Origin of the sequence: Dyadobacter sp. BE31 (assembly GCF_031457695.1) — a bacterium.
Lineage (GTDB): Bacteria > Bacteroidota > Bacteroidia > Cytophagales > Spirosomataceae > Dyadobacter.
Genome location: NZ_JAVDXA010000006.1, coordinates 343,375 through 369,814 on the forward strand (window position 1 = coordinate 343,375; position 26,440 = coordinate 369,814).

Consider the following 26,440-nt stretch of genomic DNA (forward strand, 5'->3'; position numbering starts at 1 on the left):
CTATGGAAACTTTGGAAATACAACGTGTGGAACCGATCAGCGTCAGTCAGAAATGGCTTGCATTCATGCTGTGCGTCGTTGCGTATGCGCTGAGCGGCACGGTATCGACGCTGATGTCGGTGTACTTGCCGGTGGCCATTCCGGAGCTGAAAGGTTCGGCGGTGAGCGAAGCGGAGTTGGGCGAAATAGGTGCTTATGTGAATGCGGTTTACCTGTACGGCTGGATGTGCGGAGGGCTGCTGTTTGGCGTGGTAAGCGACCGTATCGGCCGGAAGAAGTCTCTCACGCTCGTTACCGCGCTTTATGGCATTTCGACCTGCCTGGTTACCATTGTTCCCGACTGGTATTCATTGCTAGCCATCCGTTTCACCGCCGGAATGGGCGTTGGCGGTGTGCTGCTGATCACCACGGTTTATATCTCCGAAATATGGGAAGACCGCAGCCGTGCCGTAATCCTGGGCGTGCTGGCGGTTTGCTTTCCCATCGGGATTGTTACTACGGGCAGTCTTAATTTATTGTTTTCAAACTGGCGTACTGCATTTGGCATCGGGTTCATTCCTGTCGCCGCGGCAGTGCTGATCTTTCTGCTCTTGCCGGAATCGGATCGGTGGAAGGGTGTCAGGGAAGTCAGAAGTGGTCAGGAAGTCAGGGAGTCGATTTTTGATGCTCAAAACCTGCCGAATGTGATCCGTGGCTCATTGATTTTCGGTGCTGTACTGATCGGCCTTTGGGGGATATTCTCCTGGCTTCCTACGTGGGCGCAGTCGTTGCTCGCGAGCGGGCAGGATGGCCAGAAGGAGCGGGGGCTGCTCATGATCCTGCTCGGAATGGGCGGCATTACAGGCGGTGTGTTTTCGGGGATACTGATGAACCGTTTTGGCAAGAAAAACACCTTGCTGGCCACGTTCGCGACTTGCGTGGTGATGTGCGGCGTGCTGTTTATCACCAACCGCACCTTTTCCAATATCATTTACATCGAAACGGCCATGCTTGCATTCTGTTTCGGTATCAGTCAGGGGGCATTGTCGAGCTACATTCCCGAGCTGTTCCCATTTGCGGTGCGTGGCACGGCCACAGGTTTTTGTTTTAACGTCGGCCGGTTCTTTACCGCGACGGCGGTGTTTTTCATCGGCTCTCTGGTGGCGGTGCTTGGAGGTTTCGGGAATGCATTACTCGTGTTCTCGCTGCCTTTCCTGGTTGCCTTGTTGGTCACCTTCAGAAGCAAATGAGCTGGATTATGCGTATTATCATAGGTTAATATATTAGGCAAACGGGTTCGCCGCCTGGCGAACCCATTTCTTCAATCTTTCGGTGCTCTGCACCTACAAATCTTTCGGTGCTCTGCACCTTTTTGTGATCTGACTATTGTTTGGGGTTTTATATATGAAGAAGTTTTTCTATTTAGGTATTGTTGGCATTATCCTTTATGAAATAGCGAAGGTGTATTTTATCATGCCTATGCCGGGCAGCCAGCGGATGAACAGCATCGATGCCGCATACTTCCTGCATACCTGGCGCTGGCCGTTGCGGATATTGTTTTGGACGATGATCGTAGCCGGCGGGGTCGCCGTGTTTTCTGCTAAAAGAAAATGGCTGCCAGCCATTTTGGTGCTGCTTGCGGCAGGTATTATTTATGCGACCAACTTCGAAATGGCTGCGGATACGATGTTTTACCAGCCTTCACAGGTAATCCAGCACAATGCCGCTACCAATAAAGTAGCTATGGACCGGCTGGTGATCGGCGTGGAGGCCAATGGGGAAGCGAAAGCCTATCCGATTCAATATATCGGTTACCACCACCAGGTGCGCGATGTACTCGGCGGGAAGCCCATTATGGTCACTTATTGCACGGTATGCCGTACCGGACGCGTTTTTGAGCCGACGGTAGACGGCAAGCCGGAGGTGTTCCGGTTGGTTGGGATGGATCATTTCAATGCGATGTTTGAAGACAGTGAAACCGGCAGCTGGTGGCGGCAAGCCAACGGCGAAGCGATTGCCGGTCCGCTGAAAGGCAAAATGCTTCCCGAACTTGCCAGCACCCAAACTTCACTCAGCCAATGGCTGAAACTCCACCCGGACAGCAAGGTCATGCAGCCCGATCCGGTGTACCAGGCCAAATACGACTCCATGAGCCGCTACGAATCCGGCCGCGGTAAATCCGCACTGACTAAAACCGACACGTTATCCTGGAAAGACAAATCGTGGGTAGTAGGCATTCAGGCGGGCGGCGCGGCCAAAGCTTTCGACTGGAACCGCCTCCAAAAAGAGCGCATCGTCAATACCCAGGTCGGTAATGTGCCGGTAGCACTAGTAATCAGCGCCGACAACAAGAGCTTTTTCGCATTTGACAAAGGAATCAATGAACCATTCACATTAAGAAACGACACCATTTTTACCAAAACAAGTACCCATAACCTTCTCGGCAAACGCCTCAGCGGCACCGGTAACGACCTGAAACGCATCAACGCTTACCAGGAATTCTGGCACAGCTGGCGCACTTTCCATCCCGGTACCGAACAGTATTGATTCGTGTCCATTAGTGCCTTCACGGTCGGCCGCTGCCATGGCATTATTACAATACAAACGCTAATGAAAAAACTTTACTCAACCACCCTCATCCTCTGCATTCTTCTTCAAGCCGCTCACGCGCAAACCGACAAAAAGAAGGACTACGAAAAAGTTTTAGACCTCAAAGAAGTCACCGTAGGCGAGCGCAAGAATACCATTCACACCGAGCGTCTCCCGGATGTCCATAACACTTACATCACCGCTGGCAAAAAGAGCGAGGTGATCCAGGTCGATGGCGTGAATGGGAATATCGCCGAAAAGACCGGCCGGCAGATTTTTGCCAAAATCCCGGGCGTGTTTGTGTACGACATGGACGGCAGCGGTAACCAGGTCAACATTTCCACCCGCGGCCTCGACCCGCACCGATCCTGGGAATACAACATCCGGCAAAACGGCATCATCACCAACTCCGATATGTACGGTTACCCCGCGAGCCATTACAGCCCCGCCATGGAGTCCATCCAGCGGGTGGAAATAGTGAGGGGAACGTCCTCATTGCAATATGGCGCGCAGTTTGGCGGGATGATCAACTACGTCACCAAAGGGCCGGATACTACCAAAGCATTTACATTCGAAACCATTAACTCGGCCGGCTCATTCGGGCTGTTCAGTTCCTATAATGCCATTGGCGGCAAGGTGGGCAAGCTCACTTATTCGGCCTATTACCAGAAGCGCCATTCGGATGGTTACCGTAAGAACGCGAAGTCCGATGCACAGTCGCAATATGTGAGCCTGATGTACGAAATCAGCAAAGCGTTCCGCATCAAGGCGGAGCTGGGCCGTTCGGAATATGTGTACCAGATTCCCGGACCGCTCACAGACGCAATGTTCAAAGAAGATCCGCGCCAATCCACCCGCTCGCGTAACTATTTCAACCCGGATATTTATGTGCCGTCGATCGTGATGGATTGGAAAATTAACCCGCAAACGCAGCTGAAACTGACAACCTCGGGCGTATATGGCGCACGCAACAGCGTCATGTTCGATGCATTTGCGAACGTACCCGATACCATCAGCCGCGTGACCAATGCCTACCGCGCCCGTCAGGTGGATATCGACAATTTCAAAAGCTTCACTTCCGAACTGCGCCTGGTGCACCAGTACGATTTCCTGGGTTTCCGCAATGTGGTTGCCGGCGGGGTTCAGTACATGCATAACAAACTCCGTCGCCGCCAGCTGGGCAAGGGCACGACCGGCAGCGATTTTGATCTCACACTCACCGACCCGCAGTTTGGCCGCGACATGTACCTCACGACCGACAATATCGCATTGTTTGTGGAGAACCTCATATTCATTACTCCGCGACTTAGCTTCTCGCCGGGTATCCGCGTGGAGAAGGGCGGCACCGACATGACCGGCAAAATCACCTATTATGACCCGCAAAACCTGCCGAATACCATCAAACACAGTTTTCCGCTGCTGGGAATCAGCTCACAGTATAAAATAGGAGAAAACAGCCGTGCCTATGCAGGTTTTTCGCAGGCTTACCGTCCGGTTGTTTTCAAGGACATTATCCCCGGATCCGTTTTGGAGCAGGTTGATAAAAACCTGAAAGATGCGACGGGCTACAACCTGGAAGCGGGCATTAGCGGAAATATCAAAGATGTGCTGAAATACGATATCGGGCTGTTCCAGGTAATGATCAACAACCGGATGGGTACCGTTTCGATGAAGGATGCCAACGGCAATGCATACCTGTACCGGACCACCACCGGCGACAGCAGGACCCGGGGTGTGGAAGCATACCTCGAATACACGGCATTCAAGCGCCAAAATGGTAGCGAGCCGCAGACCGAATTGTCGTTTTTTACCTCTACTTCCTATTTCGACGCTCAGTATGTGCGGGGAACGGCGGTATCGAATGGCGAAAACAAGAGTGTCGCTGGCAACCGGGTAGAGGGCGTTCCAACCTGGATTTCGCGCAATGGTATTCAATTCCAATACAAAAAGCTTTCGGTAACAGCCCAATACAGCTACGTAAGTTCCAATTTCGCCAACCCGCTCAATACCGTGGAGCCTTCGGCCAATGGTACGATCGGCGAAGTGCCAGGGTACGGGCTGCTCGACCTGAATGCTACGCTTTTCCTGGGGCAGCATTACAAGCTGCGTGTCGGCGTGAACAATATTACCGACAAGCAATACTTCACCAAACGCCCCACGATGTACCCCGGAGCGGGTGTGTGGAGCTCGGACGGCCGCAGCATCGGCATTTCGTTCGGGATCAGGATTTAATTATGCAGATAGGGATAGCACGAACGTCAACGTTCGCGCTATCCCAGGTTTTTGCCTGTAAGCAGGAAGCCGCTCTGCGGCCAGGGCCTACTTGACCAAAAACCTCAACGACAATTGAATATTGGGAGAGTTAACCTTTTTAAACCCGGTGAGCGATAGATTCGATACCGGGATAATGGTCATCCAGGCAACCTGCAATCGATTGTTCAGTATCCCGCGCGAATAGAATAATATCCCGGCGCGGATGTTCCATTGCTGCGGGTTCATGTAGGATTTCAATGCGCCCTGGCCTCTGGCCGTCAAATACGCCTCGTCGACGATTGTACCATTGGTGTAGTCAGTTTCCTTTCGGAGCAATGCCGACGAGTACCGGGCATACGAAAGTCCGCCCACCAGCGAAAGCCCACGAACCACATGGTATTGGTATTGAAGGGAAAAATTCAGTCCGAATGCTTTGATGAAGTTGGTATTACGCTTGACTTGTCGAAGTGTTGAATCCGCAGAGGGAATCGTATCTACGCGTTGAGCCACGCGTTCCTTGTCGCCGAAATAGGAATGCAGCGGATTAAAGATGAACGTTGCGGTATGCCTGTTCCAGCTTTTGGAAACAAATACACCCGGGATCGCCAGTCGCAAGGGATGCTTTGTGCTGTCGGCACCCGTGAACATGTAATTGGGCGCGACGAAAGACCGAGTGATGTTCCATTCCGGCCCGAAATGGATGTCCTTCCACACCGGATTGCGGGATTGGGCGGGTGGTTGCGGTGCATTGGGTAATGCCGGCTTTTGAACCAGCTTGCTCAAATCGCTATCCATACTTTTGAAATGGCCCGCGAGAGGGGCCAGGTTGTTGAGCGACATTTGTGCAGGGACCGCAGGGGTATTTTTTTCATAGCTAAAAGATGGGACCGTTTCTTGCGGCGCCTGTCCGGACTTCGAGCTGTTTGCCTGAGAGGCAGCATTATTTTGCCGGGTAACACGATCAGGAAACGTGTCATTTTCGCTTTCTCGGGTAACACGGCCTGAGAATGCGCCAGGTTTATTTCCGCTTTCGATGGTAGTGCGACCGGGCAATGCGTTATGCTCCTTCTCGTGTGCGCCTGCCGATACACGCGTCTCTTGCGGGCGCGTAGCGCTGGTGGTGCCTGTATGTATGCGGGAAGAGCCTGCCGGATGGCTCAGTAAATGACTGCTTTTGTTTTCAATGCGCCCGGACTTTGAAATGGCCGGTTTGCCGGTTGAAACGTCTGAAATTACCTGACTTGCGGCGCCAGCGCTACTTCGTGCGCTGGTAGTTTTTGATGAGGTAATTTCCGGTGAAGGAGTTGCAGGCGGATGTTTTTCGGACGGGCTAGATGCTGCAATGTCAACTTGTTCCGTCTCAGACTTTGAAATATTTCTTTCCAGTTTTGTCTTAACCGCAGCGGAGTCCTCAATGGATGATTTAATGGATTGACTTTCAGTTGATTTTTGGGTTTTTGTTTCTGCATTCAAAACAACCAATGCAATTACTGCCGAAACAGTAACTACCGCAGAAATCGCTATGAGCAGCCCTCTGAGCTTTCCAATGGATTTCCAGAAATGTGCAGGTGCTTTTACCCTGTTCGCTTCGTCGTTTGCTATGGCGTCCAGCATATCGCTCATGCTTGTCCACGCGTCGTCCGCCCGAATTTCGGGCTCCGGCAACGGGTCGCGGAGAAACTTGTCGATATGTTTGTCTATCCTTTTCATCACAGAGGGTTTTCAAAAATGACTTTCAACCTGTTCCTGCTCTCGCTTAAATGCCATTTGACGGTTCCTTCGCTGATTGCCAGGGAACCGGCTATTTCTTTCACCGAAAAACCATCCATATAATACAAGCTGCAAATGCGGCGTGTGGCCACCGGCAGTTGCATGAGGTATACATGAATATCAGTTCCCGACAACTGTTCAAAAGGGTTGTCCTGCGAGACAAACCCCATTTTATCCTCGATTTCCACGTAGTCGAATGCCTGCGTTTTCCGATCGCGGAGCATGGTGAGTGCGGCATTGCGAACGGTGGTATACATCCAACTGAAAAACCCGCCTTTGGCCGCGTCGTACTGGTCGATGTGCGTGAACACTTTCAGCATTCCATTGTTGATCGCCGTGACGATGTCGTGTTTGTCCTCAAAAAAGTTCTTGCAAAGCGCAAACAGGACTGGGTAAAATTGCCGGTACAATTTTTCCTGACTCTGGCGCTCCCGTCGCCTGCAACCTGCCAATATCTCGTTTAATGGATCCAAATCGTATTGAAATGCCTGACCGGCATAATGCAGGCCGGCCAGGCTGGGTTATTTCAATGAGACGTAAAACGTAAGTTCTCTTAAATTTCCATAATTACTTTCAATGGACAGTTTTGAGCCGTGCCAATGCTCCGGAAGGAGCGGCCTGGTTCCGGCGTCCGAGTGTGTCGGCGAAAGTGCTGTCGGCGACTGTACTGTCGCGACCGAGGGTATCGGGATAAAGCGTGTCGTGTGGGATGCTGTCTTTCCAGATCGAGTCTTTTCGAATACTGTCTTTTCGTATGCTGTCCCAAGCAATACTGTCCTGCCAGGCACTATCTGCACGTGTCCTCGCCGAAACCGGCACCGGAGCATTTTCTTCCATTTTCCCCCGTTCGCAGGCGACCAGCTGGATCAGCAGCAATGCGACGCATAATACCAGCCATTTTTCTGTTCTCATGACCATCAGTGTTTAAAAATTTAGAAATAAATCAGGTGGCCACCTGTCAATAAAATAAACTGCGGAGGAAGAGAGGAAGGTTGGGTCTCTTTTGAAAAAAATATCGGGGAGATTGGATTAACATGGGCTTTGTCAGTAAATACCAGCTATTTGCGCGTTTTATTTTGAAATGGATACCCAACTAATTCACATGAAGCGAATAGCCCTTTTCATTATCCTGCTGGCCGGTTATCCGGTTTTTTCTCAGAATTACGACGAAGCGAAAGTGCCACATTACACCTTACCGGATGTGCTGAAAACCGCGTCGGGGAAAACAATCCGGAATGAAGAAAAATGGGAGAAGCTGAGGAGGCCGGAAGTCCTGAAATTATTTGAAGACCATGTTTACGGGCAAATGCCCACAGACTACGACAGCATCCGCTACGCGCTGACGGAAGACGACGGCGCGGATATGGCCGGTAAGGCGGTTTTGAAACAAGTGGGAATCACCGTTTTCAGAAAAGGCAATTCGGTACAAATCAACGTGGTGCTTTTTATTCCGACACAGGCGAAGAAGCCGGTACCCGTGTTTTTGCTGATCAACAACCGCGGAAAGGAGAATACCGACCCGACGAGAGCGAAAAAGAGCGAATTCTGGCCGGCCGAAATGTTGATAGACAGCGGTTTCGCGATCGCGGCATTTCACGTGAGCGACCTTGCGCCGGATAACAAAGACACCTACATGACCGGCGTTCTGCAAAAGCTCTATCCCGAACAATTGAGAAAGGATAACGGGATGAAGGCCATCGGTGCCTGGGCCTGGGGTGCCAGCCGTGTGATGGATTATTTTGAGACGGACAGGGATATCGACGCTAAAAAGGTAATTGTAGTAGGGCATTCACGGGGGGGTAAAACATCATTGTGGGCGGCTGCGCAGGACCAGCGCTTTGCGGCTTGTGTGACCAATTGCTCGGGCAATACCGGGGCCGCTTTGGCACGGCGGCAATTCGGTGAGCGGATCAGCCGTATCAACACCACTTTTCCGCATTGGTTTAGCAACAATTACAAGAAATATAATGACAAAGAGAATGCCCTGCCGGTAGACCAGCACATGCTCATCGCGCTCATCGCGCCCCGGCCCGTGTACGCGACGAATGCGTCCAAAGACCTCTGGGCCGACCCCAAAGGAACGTTTCTCGCGTTGAAGGCTGCCGAGCCGGTATATGCATTGTACAAGATCCAATCAGGATTACCCAAAGACCCGCCGGGAATCGACAAGCCGGTTATCGGGTCGCATTTTGGTTATCACAACCGTGAAGGCGAGCATGATATGACGGTTTACGACTGGGGGAATTTTATCCGGTTTGCCAGGAAGTTTTGAGAAAGTGCAACGGTTTAAATTAGATTTGGCTCTAAGTAACCGGACATCACTATTTACCTCTGTTTCCTATCAGTATTTATGTTTCAAAAATTTACGATCGCTTCGCTGTTCGCGTTGTTGCTCATGGCCGGGTGTGCCCCCAAAATCCGGACGAATGTCTCTCAAAAATACCAGCCGCTTAATTACGATGAGGAGGTTTGGGTGCTTCCCATGGACTCGGCCGGTATAGGCCTCGCAGAAGTGCTGGGTACTGTGAAGGTCGGCGATGCCGGCATGACAACCAATTGCAGCTACACTGTTGTGCTCGAAAAGGCCAAGGAAGAAGCCCGGAAATCGGGTGGTAATGCTGTGCGGGTCATTGAACACAAGACCCCGGATTTTATGAGCTCCTGCCACCGCATTACGGCGGGGGTTCTGCGGGTGAGCCCGGATCAGATCGCAGCGTTGAAACAGGTGGAGGCCGAAGCCGATTCGCTGATCGATCATGCCATTCTCTACGTTTATCGTAATGGAGGAGCCGGGGCGCTGGTTAGCTATAACCTGAGCCTTGGAGATTCGGTCATATGCCGGGTTACGAACAAATTCCGCCAGAAAATAGAAATCCGGACGGAGGGGGCGAAGGAACTTTGGGCTAAAACGGAGTCAAAAGCCTCCATACCCATCGATATCAAGAAAGGTCGAACCTATTATCTCCGCTGTGGGGTGGGAATGGGCGTGGTCGTAGGCCGCCCGACCCTCGACCTGGTCGACCACCGGACAGGCAAAGCCGAATACATGGGGAAAAAACGTAAATAAGCCTCATCCAATGAAGAACTTCCTTTTTACATTCCTGATCTGCCTGATCGGGACTGTGACTGCACATGCGCAGGACCTGATTGTAACCACGTCCGGCGATTCGATCCGATGCAAAATCACGCGTGAGCAGGGTGATTTCGTGTATTTTACTTACAATAAATTCGGGGTGCCGGCCAAGACGCTCATGTCGATCAGCGACATAGCGGATAAGCGAACTAATTTTTATCATGAGCCCGTTGCAATCGTTCCAAAGCGGACGTATAGTCGCTGGCTATACCGTTTTCAGGGGGGCTATTCCCGTCGCGTCGCGCGGATCAGCGATCAGGTACCTTCGGGCACGATGAGCTATTTGAAGAAAATGAAGTCGGGGTATACCCTTGGCGGGGACATTCATTACTTCATTTCGGAGCCGTTCGGCTTGGGGGCGAAGTACAGTTACAACCACTATCAGTTCAAAGATGTCAGTTTTCGGGACAAGGTCAATCTCAACTATTTCGCGGTATCCGGACTGAACAGGCTGGTTCTGCGGTCGGGAAGCGAAGTGTACATAGGCGCGAATATGGGTTACCAGTCGTACAAGGACCAGGTAAATAGCAGCGGCGCGCTGGTGAGCATTACCGGTGGAACTGTGGGCGTAGGGCTGGAAGTAGGATACGGGATGAGGATGAGCGATGCCTCGAAATTGTACCTGAATTTTTCGGTATTGAGCGGGACCATTTCAAGGGTAACTGTGAACAGCGGCGGGCGGAAAGAAACTGTGCAGCTGGGCAAAGGCGAGTACGAGAGTCTGGCGAGGCTGGAACTGACGCTCGGCCTGGCATTTGGTCATTAACCGGCCTCAGGCATAAAATTTGCGGGTAAATAGGTAAAAGAAGGTAGAAATGCCTTCTTTTATCAATAAAAAATAGCGTAATGAAAGACAGGAAACTCCCCGAAGACCAGTCGCTGGTTCTGTTTACCGATATGAACGGCGTTCCCCGCGAAGGGACTTATAAAAAGGCTTCGAAGGCATTTATTGAAGCTATTGGAGACGAAGGGCCCGAGGATACAGGCAATATTTATCCGGAAGAAGATATCGTGTCCTGGGAATACCTCGATAAAAAAGACCGGCCCAATCCGGATATTATGGTTATCCTTTAAAAGGCCAGCAATGCGCCGCTGCTGGTAGAAGACGGTTTCGATGGCCGCGCAGATTTGCGGATAATCAGGACATTATGCGGATCGGCCGGGTCTACATCCACCCTGATGACCTTCCCCGTCACCAGTTCGCGCCATTCGGGATAGGAAGCGTCGTAATCAAACTCCACGACGAGTGGCCTCTCCGCCAATATCTGCACTTTTAACCGGATGTTTTCTGTATTGAAGATGGAAGGTCTGATAGGCTGCGCGTTGAGGATGAGCGCTTCATATTCACGGCCTGTTTTCAGCACACGTTTCAACCTTCTGTTTTCGCGTACGAGCATCCATTTGCCGCCGCCGACAAGTGTAACCGTTGCAAAAGCCAGCGAAGCGATCGTGTAAAGTGTGAGCATTTCCTGTTTCTTGGATAGTGTAAAGACTCACGAAATTGCGGTACCCGACGCGTAATGGCAAGAAACAGTTAGTGAACGGAGGTTTTTGAGTAGTTTTAGGGAGGAAAGTAACTTTACCGAACCACCTTATCCATTCTGTTATGTATTTTTTCTTCCGACTCATTCCTCCGCGGCCGACCTACCATCTCGACATGTCCGAAACCGAGCGGACGATCATGTTGCAGCACATCGACTACTGGACCATGCTCACCGACGCCGGCTCTTCCCTCTTGTTCGGCCCCGTCCTCGACCCGAAAGGTGCTTTTGGAATGGCCATTATAGAGGTGTCTTCGGAAGAGGAGGCCCATGAACTTGCAGAGAAAGACCCCGTCATTGCGGAGGGAATCTGCACCTACGAACTGGCGCCTATGCGGATTGGGGCGGTGCGGAAAGTGTGAGAGGACTGTTCAGTTGATAATTTGCTGGCTGAAAAAAAGCCATTCACTCCCTAGTCTTTTGATGGATACGTCAGCGAGAATGGCGGCCTCGTTTCTTCCGCCTGTATTTTTTAGTTAATCATTGGACTGCCGTTCTCTGAGTAACTGTTTTGCCGCTTCAAGCGCTTCCGGGACAAACTTTTTTTCAATTACAATTTCCCTCAGCATTTCTATGGAGTAGCTGCCATACTTTTCTTTGAATTTTCCGACGCTTTCTTGAAATCTGGCGATCTCTATTTTGCCTTGTTCCTCCGGTGTTGGCTTATTCGTCAAGTTATCGATAACAAACTCGTTTACTCTCTTAAAATTGATAATGTAGGCAAGCAGTCCCGCTAAAAATGCCGACGGCTGGAAACTCACTTTCAACTTGCTAAATGCAAAACTTTGCGTCGTTTCCAAAGCAGGGAAAGTCATGAGGTTAAAAAGTCCGATGGTAATGGTTAACCCTAAAGTGTATTTGTAAAATGGACGGAAGAGAAAGTAGGTTAAGAAATTCAGCCCGATCGCGCCAAATGCGATGTAGTGTTTTGTAGTCAATTCAAAATAATAGGTATTACCTGCCAGAACAACCGATCCGCGAACGGCTGAAACAATGGCGCTGATGCAATACGCTGTCAGCATCAAAAGCGGAAGCAATTGTCGTTGCTGTCTGAATGTTGTCCCAATTTGTTGTATGCCCATTTGACAGATGCCTAGTTAGGGTGGACTTTGTTTCCCGAAAGTGTAAGTTAGAACATTTGCCCAATGTATAGCCTAACATCAAAAAGAACATATCCAAGCAAACACCGAAGGAAGTTTCGCTGCATTACTTTCAGACAGAGGTGATTTACCAACTCCTTGATGCCGGCGTGCTGATCGCCAGCAGCTCCTACTAGTATAAGCTCGCGGTAAGCCTGGAAGATCTCAATGACTTCGTCAGCCGCAGTAACATGATCATCATGCCGATGCTCTCGAGGGCGGTTCCGCGGTAATTTAAAAAAAAATCGTAGGTGCAAATTCAATTCACCAGATATCTAGGAAGTCGACTAGGTGGAAAATAAAAGTGGATACTTTTATTTGTGAAAACCGGCGTCTTATTCTTGATAGATCAAACGCACTAATCCCCAAATAACTAGCAATGTGCTGTCCCTGTACAGTCTTTATAAGGCTTGGCTTTTCCTTGCAAAATTGCTCATACCGTTCGACTGAGGTCAACATTTTCCAATTATACATCCTAGTAGTGCTTAACCGCAAATTGCAATACGACAGCTTACCGACCAATACGTGAAGTTCAGCATATTTAGCTAAAAGCTCATGGTAATCGTCTTTTGAAATCTCCCAAAATTCTATCGGTGTACAGCACTCTATATATTCCTTTGATGGTTCGTCGAAAAGAAAACTATCAATAGATAATACCAAATCACCAGCTTGGGAGAATCGGCTTGTCCATTCCTTTGTTTCCATTCTATAAAAGTTTCTAGTTACGCCTTTCACCAAAAAAATAAGTGTTTGTTGTCGATCATTCGGAGCCAAGATTTGGGCTTTTCGTGGCAATTTTCTTTTGACAATCCGTTTGGCTATCTCAGACAGGGCATCCTCACTGACGTCAAGGTGAGATTTTATCAATTGGATTATTAATTCCATGCAGTATCCAACAATTTCTGGTAGCTAAAAAGTAATCATTGGTTACAAACTAGTCCATTTCTTGCGAATTCGCAATAGTTTAATAAAAAATGAAAGAATAATTTTACGCCAAATGTAAATAGAAAGGCCTATTCATTGAATAATTCTTTGAGCTCGTAAAATGAATTTCTTCGAATATAATTTTAAGAGTGTCTCTACCAATTCAAAAAAAACTCACCCAGGATTTTGCGGTCGGAGGGTGAGTTCAAAAGCAGTTCAAACTATTTTTCACAATTTAAACCAAGGTAAAAGTATGAAGAAATTGTTGCTTTTATTAGTCGGAGGTGTATTCTTCCTGTCCTGTGGTGACAAAGAAGGTAAAATTAGCCCGTCACCTGATGTCGAGCGAGCGGGCTCGATAAATGATGTTGAGCTTGTGGACGGAGTACTCAAATTCTCCTCCAAAACTCATCTGAATAGCGTGATTAGGGAAATTGCGAATCAAAAGGATATGGTTAACTGGTATACCGGGTCTGGTTTTACATCATTACTGAAACGGCAAAATGCCATAACCACAGCACAATATGATAAAATCGCTGAAACTGGTGAGTTTGGCGAGCTTTCTGACCTTGCAATATTCAGAGGGAGCGGCGAAAATAAGATCTTGGAGAAGATCGTAGATGATCCAAGACTGGCAGCAATTTTGAATGCAAAAGGATACATAATAGTGTCTGATACAGCCTATCATATTGGGGCTGAAACGGCAAGCGCAATAAAAATTGGTCAAGACTACGATATTTTGAAAGAATTCCTGGCTAATTATAACATGGCAGGGGTGAAATACAGCAAAGTTATAAATGAACAGCTGGGGAATGCCAGGGTACAAGATTACCAAAATACCGATGGGAATCGCCGGATTATTGGCGAGTTTAAGCGTCATCTAGCTCCTTTTTATAGCTCTCTCGTTGTTAAAGTAAGCTATAAAAAGAAAAATTTGATTGGATGGAGCGGTACTGCGGCAGATCATCTCAGTTTCACAACATCAGGCACTTACGAGAAAAATGAGGCAGGCTTTATTTCAAGATCTCCTTTTTCTGGATCAAGAAGTGGGAACAATGTGGAGGAGATCAGTATGTTCGTTGTCGAAGTTTACGGACCGGCAGGGCTATCCTGGCTCTCCGATTGCCGTGCTAACATGTATTGCCAAGTTACACCTTCAAAATTGTATAATGTGGATTTTTATCCAGAATGACCCGGGTTTTTATAATTTGCATACTCATTCAACGAACTATGCAGATTTAAATTAAGATAGCCAAGCCGTGTAAATGCTATTTGTGTATACATGGTTTGGCTTTAAGCATATATATGACCATGAACATTAGGCGCTTTCTTTTTCTCTCACTAACATTCTTAGTCGGCTGTAAAGAACAAGATTTGGAAATGAATGTTCCATACTCGGGCGACAAACTTGTTCTGTGGGGGAAACTTCAGGCAAATTCCTCATTCAAATTGCAAGTCACGAAGACTTTTAATCCGGTTGGAAATATTCCAAACGATGTTACAGTGAATAATGCCACCGTTGTGGTGTTTAAAAACGGAAAAACATACCTGACACTTTCGCATTCTGGCAAGGAGCCTGGGTTCTATACATCCGATAGCGTGATTCAGGCGGGTGCCAGCTACTTCGTCCGGGTGTCAGCACCTTCGTTACCTACGGCGGAGTCGGCTGTTGTGACTGTGCCCGCCGAAATATCTGAGGTGACTGCAATTCGAACACATGATGTTGTTCCTCAAATGAACCATCAAACTCCACAAGATTTGGTTACGCTATATCTTGCAAATGAAGATGCGATGTCTGATAAGTATCTTAGCATAAAGTTGATGAGTTACTACAAAAGCGATACACTTTCCAGCTACCCCTATGCTTCGGCAGATAATATACCCGCCAACGAAGAAGATTGCCATACTTGGGGAACGGAACCTGAGAAGCCAAAATACAATGCGGTTATAAAAGCATATCTTTTTCCACAAAGTCGCGTCTTCTTGATGTCCAGTCAATGCTTGCCAGTACCGGCGATCCCACTGAAATTTTACGTTGAAACGGCAACTGGCTACAATTATACTGAGCGGGCCTTAAAAGTGACTGCGCGTATTGGCGTAGTTTCCAAAGAATACTTTGAATATGCGAAAATAGAAAACAAGCAACCGGAAGGTGTAGATCACTTGGTTCTTCCTCCGCAGCGGGCACTAACCAATGTCAAAAATGGCTATGGACTTATTTTTGCGTCCAGCGAAAAAACCATAGAGCTACTATGAACCAGCCGTTTAAATATATTTTCATTTTGCTGTTTACTTCCATTGGACAGGCTTTTGCACAAAAAATTACTGTAAGTGGAACGGTTCGTGATGCTACAAGCGGCGAATTGCTCATCGGAGCTTCTGTTAGCGATAGCATTGCGGGAACGGGAGTGCAAACTAATGCATATGGCTTCTTTAGCATTGAAGTTCCTTCTTCGGGTCATCATCTTAAAGTAAGCTATGTGGGTTATTTGCCAACTCAAATAACCAGCATTGGCGATCTTGGTTTTCCTTTGGAAGTAAAGTTGCATCAGCAAAATAATCTCAATGAGATAAGCATTAGGGAAAATAAGCTTTTTAGTGCACCTATTGGGAGTTTGTCAATTCCCATTCACAGAATTAAAGCGTTGCCGGCACTACTTGGTGAAGTGGATGTTCTAAAAGCTTTAAGCTATACCCCTGGTGTTTCCACTGGTACAGAGGGAAGTGCAGGATTATACATTCGCGGTGGAACGCCGGATCAAAACTTGATTCTTCTGGATGAAGTACCTGTATACAATGTCATGCATTTAGGTGGGTTTTTCTCAGTATTCAACCCAACTTCGTTAAAATCAGTAGATCTGTACAAAGGTGCATTCCCAGCCAGGTACGGGGGCAGGCTTGCCTCTGTTATCGATCTTACGATGAAAGATGGGAACAATCAGAAATTCGGTGGGGAAGTCGGGATAGGACTGCTAAACCAAAAACTTACGCTGGAAGGGCCTCTCATTAAAAATAAGGCATCCTTTATCATATCAGGTCGCGTTTCGACATTAGGGCTTACTTCACTATTCAGTTTACGTAAGAAGCGCAGCTCTGGCACAGGAGAGGAGCGTGTGTATCGCTTTTATGACCTAAATGCGAAGTTCAATTACCAGATCAATAAAACGGATCAAATGTATATTAGTTTTTACAATGGCTTTGATCGATTCAAATATACCGAGTGGAGTGCCAGCGGTAATGGTAAAGAAACGGAAACAGCCATCGGGAATAATTGGGGAAATACGACGGCGACACTCCGGTACAGCAAAGTATTCTCTCAAAAACTTTTCGCAAGATTTGCTGTTCTGTATTCGAAGTACACCAGCGAATTTACGAATGACTTCCAAGACAAAAATATAAATGAACAACCTGTAAATTTTTATAGGTATACCAACGCTGGTGTAAGCGATTGGGGGGCCAAAATCCAGTTTGACTATTTTCCGGTGAATTGGCTGGGCTTGAAGTTTGGCATCGACGGCACACGACATTCATTTAGCCCGTTTGTAACGAAAAGCAACTACAACGGGTTGTTCGATAACTCCAAAGAAGGTCGGCTTCCCGCGTATCAGTTAGATTTATATGTTGACGGGGATATCGCTGTAATTTCGGGCATCCGGCTTAATCCCGGGTTACGTTATAGTATTTATAAAGTAAGCGGCCGTACATTCTATAATCCGGAACCACGACTCGGATTAAGCTATTCCCTTTCAAACAACTGGAAACTGAAAGCGGGTTTCTCGGTGATGAATCAATATTTGCACCAACTGACCAACAACGGCTTCGGATTTGGTTATGATGCATGGGTTCCTTCTACGGACAAGGTAGTGCCTTCGAGGGCTGGGCAATTATCACTGGGATTGTATAAAATTTTTCCAGACTCAGGCTGGGAACTATCAGTCGAAGCATACGCTAAAAGGCAGAAAAATCTGATTGACTATCCCGATGGCACCAATTTCACCGGTTTGTTGGCCGATTCCTGGGATTCAATTGTTATTAAAAATGGGATAGGTAGGGGAAAAGGATTGGAATTTATGGTCGCCAAAAACATCGGTAAGTTTAAGGGGTCGCTTTCTTACACCTTGTCCAAATCTGAGCGAAAGTTTACAGGCATAAATGATAACACCTGGTTTCCAATGAAGTATGACAGGCGGCACAACGTTTCGATTACCGCCGGCTATGCGATTGGAAATAAATGGGTTATCAATAGCGCGTTTGTTTATCAAACAGGACATGCTGTCACATTACCTGTGGCCGCCACACTTACGGAAAATAATTCTGACCCCAAATTTATATACGACCATCGGAATAACGGAAGGATGCCGAGTTTCCATAGACTGGATATTGGTGCTGTCAAATCTTTAACAACTGCCCGCAAACGCAATGCTGATCTTGGGATTGGGCTATACAATGTTTATAACAGAAAAAATCCTTTATACCTTGACCTTAAAATTCAGCGTAGTAATAGTGATTTCAAGCCGACAGGAATTTCCATCAAGCAGGTTTCTTTTCTCCCAATACTGCCTTATATAAGCTACACTTTGAGATTTTAGCTGCGTTTGTAGCAAGTTGGAAGAAATTTGCTCTTTTTACTGTTCATCTCAGACGATATTTCTATGAAACAAATACGGGACAACGTTATTATCTGGCTTTTTATCCTTGCGTCAATTAGCCATACGCATGCACAAGAAAATTCAGCATTGAGTGAGCCAACCAGTAGTTCGGAGAATACTTCTTCTGTGGGACTGAAAAAAGGGCACATCGTTGCGACGTTAAATGCCTCGGCATCTGCGGCTAATGATATACAACAATTGACAAGGACTTGGTCGCTTAGCCCCCAGATCGGCTACCTTGTAGCGGATCGTCTGGTAGTTGGATTACAATTTTCAATGGGGAAACGGTACCAACGGAATAAGTCGGGAGTACCAGGTACTTACGTGTTACCTGAATATCAACTATATTCTGCGCTCCCTGAAATCTATTCCCGCTATTACCTTCTTAGGTTCAAACTAAAGCCATTTTTGCAACTCTCCTCCGGCTATAATTTCCAATGGGGAAAGGAGGACACCGATGGTATGCACACGACCGTCAATTCTCAAAACTTTGCCCTATCCGGCGCGTTTGGATTGAACTTACGGCTTAGCCGAAGTATTGGCTTAGAGGCTCTATTTAATACGCGTTTTGATAACAATTCCAAGCTCACCGATGCAAATGAACTCCTCAAGTATAGACTAGGCGTATCAATATGTATCAATTAGTTGCTTAAACGCCGTACTGAGCTGTTTGTTAAACGTATGGATTCGTAGATTATCAACTTTGAAGAACACGACCAAACTCATTAACTTGACATTATTGGCCGAATAATTCTAACCTAAGGAAGAAGGTACCGATTTACGCCATCTGATTTTTCAACTGATGTTGAAAGTTGATGCGCTCGAACGAGAGCAGAAGGAATTCATTAGAGAGCGAGATTTGTTACGCATTTTAAATGAGCGACTTCAAACAGACGCTAGGGCCATTGGCGGGTTCTAGTCTTGCACACACGCCAGAACTAAACAGGCCCTGCTTATTGGTGGGGCCTGTTTAGTTTCATAGCTTGGTAAATGTTACCAAGTCTTCGCTGACATCCCCGCGAAATACTATTGCTGTTTTTGACTTCACATCCAATTTGCCTCCTACTAAATTTCCTTCGAACACTACCCGCACTTTTTCCATTTCTCGCGAATCAAGCCGCCAATCAACAGTTCTATCCAAAGTGAAGCCATCTTTCCGGGTTAATTCGATATCATTAAAGGTTATTTCTAAAGGCTCTGTTGTATGCTGGATAGGGCCAGTTGGGATAACTTGTCCGGTTTCTCTGTGGCTCAGGCTGATCTTGTTGTCGGCGGTTTTCGTAATAATCCACTTCACGGTATATTCGATGGTGATGTTCCCTAAGTAAACCTCTGAATAGCGATACTGATATGAGCCAACCAAGTCGCGGGTTAGATCATTCGATGGGGTAGGGTCGGAGTCTTTTTTACAAGAAATCGAAGTTAACAATATGGCGATGAACAGCAGTTTTCTCATTAGAAGGTTCTTTAAGACGCAAACTTCGGAATGTCACTTGGAAAGTCCAATTAGTTGCAATTATTCGTTAAGTTTATTTCTGAACAAGTCAGAGGGTGTACCAGAAAATTTCCTTTATGAGATGACGCCCATTCCATTAAATAGTTGTCACGCTACTAATTTAAAAATTTTGCAACTAATTTTTGGGTGCTACCATACTTTGAAAGGGAATATATAGGTTTCTTACATATTTATATCGATTTGTCCCTTTTCGCCACGTGGTATATGTCGTTTTACTTCCTTGATCTCGTACCCTTTAATGACTTCGTGATCTACCGAAGGGTCATAGGCCTTTTTACCTCCATCACGACTTCCAGTGCATCTCCCTTGGAAAAACTGTCTCCGTTATCCACATTTTCATAAAACGCCTTGTCCCTGATATAAGCGGAGATTTTATTCCCTTGGTAATAAAAGTCTGATTTGTACTTGGGGTCGAAAGAGAATTTTAGAATGCTGAGAATGGCGCTTTGCGGCCTTTCTGACGTTTCTCCATCAACCGTTGGAGTTGGGGCCGATAGTGCAGGAAAGTCGTTGCGCTCCACTTGTAAAATTGGTGTTCCGTCTTTCGCTGCAATCTCCACGGCAGATACTTGTTCGTCGTTCTCCAATGTCTCGAATTGCTTTTTTATTGATTCGTTAACCTGTGGATTGTTGGCTTGAATGTTGTAGGCTTTTGAGTCAATTTTTAGGATAGATCCGTCTGGGTTTTCAATTACAACGTAGTCTCCGTCTTTGGTGATCTTTTGTGCTTTTTTTCCTTTAAGAAATTTTTTGATTTCAACGATGGACTTATAGACTGATACTATAGTCAATAGGTATTTTAAGTTGCCAACCGTAAAGAGGGATAGGACTTGATCGAGAATAGACTGTAAGCTAGAAAGCTACCTGATTGAAAGGCATTGATTTTGACAGTAATCCTTCAATCACGAGCCAAGTCGTTATTGATCTCCTGGATCACTGAATTAAAGTGTATCAAGTAGTTGACAAATGTGTTCGAATCAATTTGATTTGAGGCTACATCAAACCGTATGATAAACTGTTCTTTCATCAAATTGTCATCAATGCTCATTGTCGTAGAGTTGGTAGAGAGAGTTTTATAGCACGTAAGTTACGGTTACAAAACATTTACTCTAACTACCAATAAGTAAATTCAAGCATTTGCGACTGTATTTCAATCATTGTTAGTCGCACCGTTAGGAAAGAAAAAAGCACCTAGCGTTTTGTTGCTAAGTGCTTGATTTTCAAAGTGGGCCCACTTGGAATCGAACCAAGCACCTACTGATTATGAGTCAGTTGCTCTAACCGAATGAGCTATAGGCCCTTTGCCAAACTTTCGTTTGGGTTGCAAAATTAGCGAATCGGTTCAATTCTCCAAATGAATACGACAAGATTAGCTTCTTTTGTCCGTTGGTTGTTTATTACTTTTGCCAAAAAATCGATTTTGAATAAAAGGAAAATCATCAACGATCCGGTCTACGGATTCATATCTATCGCGTCGGATCTGCTCTATGATCTGGTCGATCATCCTTACTTTCAGCGGCTCAGGAGGATAAGGCAGCTCGGCCTGGCCGATATCGTTTATCCCGGCGCTCTGCACACACGTTTTCACCACGCGCTTGGCGCTATGCACCTCATGAGCCAGGCATTACGGACGTTGCAGGAAAAGGGCCACATGATCTGGGAGCCCGAATCGGAAGGGGCGCAGGCAGCGATCCTGCTGCATGACCTCGGCCACGGGCCGTTTTCTCATGTTTTGGAGAGTGTAGTGCTACCCGGTGTCCCGCATGAAGCGATTACGCTCGTGATGATGAAGGATCTCAACCGTCAGTTGAATGGCCGGCTCGATATCGCGATCCAGATGTTCGAAGGGAAGTATCCGCGTAAATTTTACCACCAGATGATTTCCAGTCAGCTGGATATGGACCGGATGGACTACCTGAACCGCGACAGTTTCTACACCGGGGTTATCGAAGGCTCCATTGGTGCCGACAGGTTGATCAAAATGCTGGATATCAGCCATGACCAGCTGGTGGTGGAGGAGAAGGGGCTTTTGAGTATCGAAAACTTCCTGCATGCGCGCAGGCTTATGTACTGGCAGGTGTACCTGCACAAGACGCTCCTGAGCGCGCAGGCCATGCTCACGCAGATCCTGCACCGCGCCCGTGAACTGGCGGCGGCAGGAGAGCAGCTTTTCGCCACGCCCGATTTTGCCCGCTTCCTTTATAACCGTTTTACCCTCGCTGACTTCGACAATGAACCCGATTTGCTGGCGGCATTCAACGGATTGGACGATAACGACGTATGGGCTTCTGTAAAAGGATGGAAAACGCATTCGGACCCTGTTTTATCGACGTTATGTCAAATGCTGTTGGATAGGAACCTGTTCAAAATCAGCTTTTTTAATGAGCCGCCAGGCGAAGAAGTACTGGCGCCGCTCCGTGAGCGCCTGACGGCGCGCGGAATATCCGAAACGGATATGAAATATTTCCTGATCACCGGCGAAACCACCAATTGGGCCTATGCGAAAGAACAGGACCCGATTCGCGTTAAAATGAAAAAGGGGAATTTGCTGGATATCGCCGATGCGTCCGACATTCCGACCATCGAAGCCCTCACTAAGATTGTACGCAAGTACTATGTATGTTGGGCTAAAAATGTATCTTTGCGTGGTTAATCAGGACCCAAAAAAGAAGGCAGAATTAATAATTTTTACAACGTACTCGAATACCATTACCCGAAATTAGCCGATAAAATATGAAATTTACTGTCAGCGAGATTGCTCAGATGCTGAATGGAACTGTTGTTGGAAATGATCAGATTACAATTAGTTCGGCTGCAAAAATTGAAGAGGGCCTGCCGGGTTGTATATCTTTTCTGGCCAATAGCAAATATGAGCATTATATCTACTCCACACAGTCTTCGGCAGTAATTGTCAATAAAGATTTTACTCCCAAAAAAGATATTGCAGCGACGTTGATCTACGTCGAAAATGCCTATACCGCCTTCACGATCCTGCTGGAAGAATACCAGAAACGCCTCGCCGGCATCAAGTCGGGGGTGGAGCAGCCGAGTTTTATCGGAGAGAACAGCCAGACGGGGGATAACTGCTACCGCGGTGCGTTTTCCTATATCGGGAAAAATTGCGTGATTGGAAAAGAGGTGAAAATTTACCCGCAGGCCTGGCTGGGTGATGGGGTCGAGGTAGGCGATTACTCGGTGATCCATCCGGGTGTGAAAATCTACGATAATACGGTGATCGGTAAGAATGTAACGATTTTTGCGAACACGGTGATCGGCAGCGACGGCTTCGGTTTCGCACCGCAGGCCGATGGCAGCTATAAGACGATCCCGCAGCTCGGAAATGTCGTGATAGAAGATAATGTGAGCATCGGTTCTAATACAACGATCGACTGTGCGACGATGGGCTCGACCATTATCCGCCAGGGAGCGAAAATAGATAACCTGGTTCAGATCGCACATAATGTAGAGATTGGAAAAAATACCGTAATTGCGGCCCAGTCGGGCGTGTCCGGTTCTACCACTGTTGGCGACCAATGTGTGATTGCCGGGCAGGTTGGTCTGGTCGGACATATTACGGTAGCAAACAATACTAAGATCGGGGCTCAGAGCGGGCTTGGCAAATCCATTAAAAAGGAAGGCCTGTCGCTATCGGGCTCCCCCGCCAGGGACCTGAACGAACATTTACGGTCCATGGCTTTGGTGCGAAGGCTGCCTGAGCTGGAAGAACGGCTGAAAGACCTGGAACGCAAACAGGAAACGTCTGATTTTCAGTAATACAGCATCCGGACGCACCTTATTTAGAAAAGGAAATAGATATAATGAACGAAAAACAACAAACCATTTCTAAGTCTGTATCCGTAACTGGAGTGGGTTTACATACCGGTGTTGTCGCTACGATGACATTCGTGCCGGCGCCGGCCAACCACGGGTACAAGTTTCAACGTGTTGATTTACCCGACCAGCCCATTGTAGATGCAGATGTCGATAATGTAGTGGATCTTTCCCGCGGTACTACCATCGAGCAGAACGGCGCGCGGATCCATACGGTTGAACACACACTTGCCGCATTGGTAGGTTTGCAGATCGATAACGTGCTGATCCAGCTCGATGGCCCCGAACCGCCGATCATGGATGGCAGCTCCATCAAGTTTGTGGATGCGTTGCTGGATGCGGGTATCGAAGAGCAAAATGCTTATCGCAATTATTTCGAAGTTCCGGAATACGTACATTATAAAAATAAGGATAAGGATACCGAGCTGGTAGCACTGCCGCTCTCGGACTATCGCCTTACGGTGATGGTGGATTATAATTCTACCGTCATCAGCAGCCAGCACGCCTCGCTGAACGATATCACGTTGTTCAAAGACGATATCGCATCGTGCCGCACATTCGTGTTCCTGCACGAGCTGGAAGCACTTTACAAGCAAAACCTGATCAAAGGCGGAGACCTGACGAACGCGATCGTGATCGTAGACCGCGAGGTGAAAGACGGTGAACTGGATCATCTGTCGCAGCTTTTGAACAAGCCGAAAGTGAGTGTCGACAAATCCAAGGGTATCCTCAACAATGTGGACCTGCATTATTCCAATGAAATGGCACGCCACAAGCTGCTCGACCTCATTGGTGACCTCGCGCTGGTAGGCCGGCCGATCAAAGCGCAGATCCTGGCTGCACGCCCGGGCCATGCGGCGAATGTGGCCTTGGCTAAAAAGATCAAGAAACTGATCAAATCAGGAAAAGGAGACATTCCTCAATACGACCCCAACAAGGCTCCTGTATTCGATATTAACCAGATAGGCCAGTTGCTGGCGCACCGCTATCCGTTCCAGATGATTGACAAGATCATCGCGCTGGACGAAAACAGCGTGGTAGGGGTTAAGAATGTGACGATCAACGAACAATTTTTTCTCGGACACTTTCCGGGTAACCCGGTAATGCCTGGCGTCTTGCAATTGGAAGCAATGGCGCAAACGGGCGGAATCCTGGTACTTTCCAGCGTTCCTGATCCGGACAACTACTGGCCGTACCTCATCGGAATCGATGCATGCCGTTTCCGCCGCAATGTTTTTCCGGGGGATACAGTTATTTTCAAATGTGAGTTCACTTCGCCGATGAAGAGGGGGATAGTAAAAATGAGCGGCCGGGGATACGTAGCCGGACAGCTGGTGTGTGAAGCGGATATGATAGCAAGCCTGGTAAAGAAAAAATGACTCAATCATTAGCATATATCCATCCTGACGCTAAGATTGCTCAGAATGTAGAGATTGAACCCTTTGCAATGATCCATGCCGATGTTGAGATCGGGGAAGGATCTTGGATCGGGTCACACGCTGTAATCAATTCCGGTGCGCGTATTGGTAAAAACTGTAAGATCTATCCCGGTGCCGTTGTTTCTGCAACACCGCAGGATTTGAAATACAATAATGAATATACCCTGACGGTAATCGGCGACAATACGACGATCCGTGAGTATGCGACGATCAGCCGTGGTACCGAAGAGCATTGGAAAACGGTGGTCGGTTCCGACTGCTTGATCATGGCCTATGCGCACGTGGCGCATGATTGCCGGGTAGGGAACAATGTCATCATCGGTAATAATGTGCAAATGGCGGGACACGTCCATGTGGGCGACTGGGCCATTGTGAGTGCATTGAGTGCGGTGCACCAGTTTGTAAAAATCGGTATACACGCGTTCGTGTCGGGTGCTTCGCTGGTGCGGAAAGACGTACCCCCGTTTACCAAAGCTGCACGCGAGCCTATTTCCTATGTGGGTATCAACTCTGTTGGATTGCGTAGAAGAGGCTATACCAATGAGCAAATCATCGAGATCCAGAACATCTACCGCTACGTGTACATGAAGGGTCTTAACAATGCCGAAGCGCTTCAAAAGATCGAACTGGAAATGGCGCCTTCGGACGAACGCGACGAAATCATCAATTTTATCCGTAACTCGGAAAGAGGGATTATGAAAAGCCCCTTTCAAACAACCGGAGCGAGCGAAACAGAAGCTCAGTCTTGATGGAGGTTTATAGGGCAATAGGCTATAAGCTATAAGCAATAGGCTAAGCCGGGTAGGCTAATGGTGTTGAAGAGTTTAATTCTTTATCATGTAAAAGAGCTCCGTTTCTTCGGAGCTCTTTTGCTATTCCAGGACCGTGAGCCGGTCGCCTACTTTCAGTTCTCCGAAATCCTGCACCGTTACATTCTGGCCGAACAATATCTTGTTGCCGTTGCGGCGGTAGCTAGCGAGCGTTTTGAGCGGCTCGGTACCTTTTTCGGCGGTTTCGGGGTTAATGGTCGTGAGTACGCAGCGCGCGCAGGGCTTCACCACTTCGAAACGCAGATCACCAATGGTAATGTGCTTCCATTGGTCCTCGGCAAATGGCTCGGTGCCGCTGATCACGAAATTAGGGCGGAAACGCCGCATTTCGATCGGCTCTGCGAGGCGGGCGTTCAGGTCGTCGAGGGAAGCCTGCGAAATGACCAGGTACGGAAAGCCGTCGGCAAAACTCACATTCTCGTTGTGCCGGGCATAGCGTGGGTCCGCCTTTCTTTCGGTCGAATCGGGCATTACTACCAGCCGGAGTTTCATACCGAGCTGCCGGGTGAGCCATGCGTCGGCTTCGTCGGAAACCGTGAGCGCTTCCGCGGTATCGTCCCACACTTGCACAGTGACGGGCAATGCGGTTACCGGCTGATAGGGTACGAGTACAAAATCCGTCGGATCGGCGCGGAGGTATATTTTTAGTCCTTCTTCTTCCAACGCGACGTCTATCAGCGCCATTTTCAAATGCGTACGCTGGGTGATGAACACGTTTTCATCATCGATGATCATCCAGCGGCGATCGTATCGAAGCCCTCTTTCTTCTGTTAATGCTTTGGTGAGCCTGATCCCGCCGAGGGATTTTACGGGATAGACCCAGATTTCTGACAATGTCATGGCCATG

At 47.8% G+C, this 26,440-nt stretch carries 25 protein-coding genes and 1 tRNA gene; 16 read left to right on the top strand and 10 right to left on the bottom strand.

The features are described 5' to 3' along the window. The first annotated feature begins 2 nt into the window (after positions 1–2). The 3 genes from J2Y43_RS26970 (at position 3) to J2Y43_RS26980 (ending at position 4,800) form a co-directional block, all read left to right on the top strand. Positions 3–1,229, top strand: coding sequence for an MFS transporter (locus tag J2Y43_RS26970; RefSeq protein ID WP_309989543.1), 1,227 nt, complete (start codon positions 3–5; stop codon positions 1,227–1,229). A 154-nt stretch (positions 1,230–1,383) separates the two neighbouring features. Further along, entirely contained in the window at positions 1,384–2,526 is a 1,143-nt protein-coding gene (locus J2Y43_RS26975) for a DUF3179 domain-containing (seleno)protein (protein ID WP_309989540.1), read from the top strand. A 63-nt stretch (positions 2,527–2,589) separates the two neighbouring features. Further along, positions 2,590–4,800 carry a TonB-dependent receptor domain-containing protein gene (locus J2Y43_RS26980; protein ID WP_309989535.1) on the top strand — a complete coding sequence of 737 codons (2,211 nt, stop codon included), beginning with the start codon at positions 2,590–2,592 and terminating at the stop codon, positions 4,798–4,800. Positions 4,801–4,887: 87 nt separating this feature from the next. On the opposite strand, the gene J2Y43_RS26985 is transcribed toward J2Y43_RS26980, so the two are convergent. The 3 genes from J2Y43_RS26985 to J2Y43_RS26995 form a co-directional block, all read right to left on the bottom strand. After that, positions 4,888–6,531: a hypothetical protein gene (locus J2Y43_RS26985; protein ID WP_309989532.1), complete on the bottom strand. Its 1,644-nt coding sequence runs from the start codon at positions 6,529–6,531 to the stop codon at positions 4,888–4,890. Then, positions 6,531–7,064: a sigma-70 family RNA polymerase sigma factor gene (locus J2Y43_RS26990; RefSeq protein ID WP_309989530.1), complete on the bottom strand. Its 534-nt coding sequence runs from the start codon at positions 7,062–7,064 to the stop codon at positions 6,531–6,533. The genes J2Y43_RS26985 and J2Y43_RS26990 overlap by 1 nt, the downstream gene beginning before the upstream one ends. A gap of 100 nt (positions 7,065–7,164) precedes the next feature. After that, the gene (locus tag J2Y43_RS26995) at positions 7,165–7,503 is read right to left on the bottom strand and encodes a hypothetical protein (protein WP_309989527.1); all 339 of its coding nucleotides are present in this window, start codon (positions 7,501–7,503) and stop codon (positions 7,165–7,167) included. Positions 7,504–7,693: 190 nt separating this feature from the next. Between J2Y43_RS26995 and J2Y43_RS27000 the strand changes: the two genes are divergently transcribed. From J2Y43_RS27000 to J2Y43_RS27015, 4 genes are all read left to right on the top strand, one after another. After that, positions 7,694–8,863, top strand: a complete 1,170-nt coding sequence (locus J2Y43_RS27000; RefSeq protein ID WP_309989525.1) for a prolyl oligopeptidase family serine peptidase — start codon at positions 7,694–7,696, stop codon at positions 8,861–8,863. A 78-nt stretch (positions 8,864–8,941) separates the two neighbouring features. Then, positions 8,942–9,658 (top strand): hypothetical protein, encoded by a 717-nt coding sequence (locus J2Y43_RS27005; RefSeq protein ID WP_309989522.1) that lies wholly within the window; start codon positions 8,942–8,944, stop codon positions 9,656–9,658. Between the two features lie 10 nt (positions 9,659–9,668). Continuing rightward, positions 9,669–10,490 carry an outer membrane beta-barrel protein gene (locus J2Y43_RS27010; RefSeq protein ID WP_309989519.1) on the top strand — a complete coding sequence of 274 codons (822 nt, stop codon included), beginning with the start codon at positions 9,669–9,671 and terminating at the stop codon, positions 10,488–10,490. An 80-nt stretch (positions 10,491–10,570) separates the two neighbouring features. After that, complete coding sequence (locus J2Y43_RS27015; protein ID WP_090148206.1) at positions 10,571–10,798, top strand: hypothetical protein; 228 nt, start codon at positions 10,571–10,573, stop codon at positions 10,796–10,798. Here the strand turns inward: J2Y43_RS27015 and J2Y43_RS27020 are convergent. Continuing rightward, on the bottom strand, positions 10,795–11,190 hold the full coding sequence (locus J2Y43_RS27020) for a hypothetical protein (RefSeq protein WP_309989515.1): 396 nt from the start codon (positions 11,188–11,190) through the stop codon (positions 10,795–10,797). The genes J2Y43_RS27015 and J2Y43_RS27020 overlap by 4 nt on opposite strands. 140 nt (positions 11,191–11,330) lie before the next feature. Between J2Y43_RS27020 and J2Y43_RS27025 the strand changes: the two genes are divergently transcribed. Continuing rightward, complete coding sequence (locus tag J2Y43_RS27025; protein ID WP_309989512.1) at positions 11,331–11,627, top strand: YciI family protein; 297 nt, start codon at positions 11,331–11,333, stop codon at positions 11,625–11,627. Positions 11,628–11,741: 114 nt separating this feature from the next. On the opposite strand, the gene J2Y43_RS27030 is transcribed toward J2Y43_RS27025, so the two are convergent. Next, the gene (locus J2Y43_RS27030) at positions 11,742–12,347 is read right to left on the bottom strand and encodes a hypothetical protein (protein WP_309989509.1); all 606 of its coding nucleotides are present in this window, start codon (positions 12,345–12,347) and stop codon (positions 11,742–11,744) included. Positions 12,348–12,668: 321 nt separating this feature from the next. Next, positions 12,669–13,289, bottom strand: coding sequence for a cyclic nucleotide-binding domain-containing protein (locus tag J2Y43_RS27035; RefSeq protein ID WP_309989507.1), 621 nt, complete (start codon positions 13,287–13,289; stop codon positions 12,669–12,671). Positions 13,290–13,449: 160 nt separating this feature from the next. Here J2Y43_RS27035 and J2Y43_RS27040 point away from each other — a divergent pair, with 160 nt between their 5' ends. The 4 genes from J2Y43_RS27040 to J2Y43_RS27055 all read left to right on the top strand — a co-directional run bounded on the left by J2Y43_RS27040 (position 13,450) and on the right by J2Y43_RS27055 (position 18,622). After that, positions 13,450–14,520, top strand: coding sequence for a hypothetical protein (locus tag J2Y43_RS27040; RefSeq protein ID WP_309989504.1), 1,071 nt, complete (start codon positions 13,450–13,452; stop codon positions 14,518–14,520). Positions 14,521–14,633: 113 nt separating this feature from the next. After that, positions 14,634–15,584: a DUF4249 family protein gene (locus J2Y43_RS27045; RefSeq protein WP_309989501.1), complete on the top strand. Its 951-nt coding sequence runs from the start codon at positions 14,634–14,636 to the stop codon at positions 15,582–15,584. Further along, positions 15,581–17,917 carry a TonB-dependent receptor domain-containing protein gene (locus J2Y43_RS27050; RefSeq protein ID WP_309989498.1) on the top strand — a complete coding sequence of 779 codons (2,337 nt, stop codon included), beginning with the start codon at positions 15,581–15,583 and terminating at the stop codon, positions 17,915–17,917. The genes J2Y43_RS27045 and J2Y43_RS27050 overlap by 4 nt, the downstream gene beginning before the upstream one ends. A gap of 63 nt (positions 17,918–17,980) precedes the next feature. After that, positions 17,981–18,622: a hypothetical protein gene (locus tag J2Y43_RS27055; RefSeq protein WP_309989495.1), complete on the top strand. Its 642-nt coding sequence runs from the start codon at positions 17,981–17,983 to the stop codon at positions 18,620–18,622. 331 nt (positions 18,623–18,953) lie between these two features. On the opposite strand, the gene J2Y43_RS27060 is transcribed toward J2Y43_RS27055, so the two are convergent. From J2Y43_RS27060 to J2Y43_RS27070, 3 genes are all read right to left on the bottom strand, one after another. Then, positions 18,954–19,433 (bottom strand): hypothetical protein, encoded by a 480-nt coding sequence (locus tag J2Y43_RS27060; protein ID WP_309989491.1) that lies wholly within the window; start codon positions 19,431–19,433, stop codon positions 18,954–18,956. A gap of 311 nt (positions 19,434–19,744) precedes the next feature. Further along, entirely contained in the window at positions 19,745–20,284 is a 540-nt protein-coding gene (locus J2Y43_RS27065) for a hypothetical protein (RefSeq protein WP_309989488.1), read from the bottom strand. Between the two features lie 435 nt (positions 20,285–20,719). Further along, positions 20,720–20,793: transfer RNA gene (locus J2Y43_RS27070), tRNA-Ile, on the bottom strand. A gap of 117 nt (positions 20,794–20,910) precedes the next feature. Here J2Y43_RS27070 and J2Y43_RS27075 point away from each other — a divergent pair. The 4 genes from J2Y43_RS27075 to lpxA all read left to right on the top strand — a co-directional run bounded on the left by J2Y43_RS27075 (position 20,911) and on the right by lpxA (position 25,512). Then, positions 20,911–22,146 (top strand): HD domain-containing protein, encoded by a 1,236-nt coding sequence (locus J2Y43_RS27075; protein WP_309990290.1) that lies wholly within the window; start codon positions 20,911–20,913, stop codon positions 22,144–22,146. An 80-nt stretch (positions 22,147–22,226) separates the two neighbouring features. Then, positions 22,227–23,267, top strand: a complete 1,041-nt coding sequence (lpxD, locus tag J2Y43_RS27080) for a UDP-3-O-(3-hydroxymyristoyl)glucosamine N-acyltransferase (RefSeq protein WP_309989487.1) — start codon at positions 22,227–22,229, stop codon at positions 23,265–23,267. A 44-nt stretch (positions 23,268–23,311) separates the two neighbouring features. Next, positions 23,312–24,703, top strand: a complete 1,392-nt coding sequence (locus tag J2Y43_RS27085) for a bifunctional UDP-3-O-[3-hydroxymyristoyl] N-acetylglucosamine deacetylase/3-hydroxyacyl-ACP dehydratase (RefSeq protein WP_291196321.1) — start codon at positions 23,312–23,314, stop codon at positions 24,701–24,703. After that, complete coding sequence (gene lpxA, locus J2Y43_RS27090) at positions 24,700–25,512, top strand: acyl-ACP--UDP-N-acetylglucosamine O-acyltransferase (protein ID WP_223400176.1); 813 nt, start codon at positions 24,700–24,702, stop codon at positions 25,510–25,512. The genes J2Y43_RS27085 and lpxA overlap by 4 nt, the downstream gene beginning before the upstream one ends. 123 nt (positions 25,513–25,635) lie before the next feature. Here lpxA and J2Y43_RS27095 read toward each other — a convergent pair whose 3' ends face one another. Further along, positions 25,636–26,439 carry an MOSC domain-containing protein gene (locus J2Y43_RS27095; RefSeq protein ID WP_309989482.1) on the bottom strand — a complete coding sequence of 268 codons (804 nt, stop codon included), beginning with the start codon at positions 26,437–26,439 and terminating at the stop codon, positions 25,636–25,638. Position 26,440: the final 1 nt, after the last annotated feature.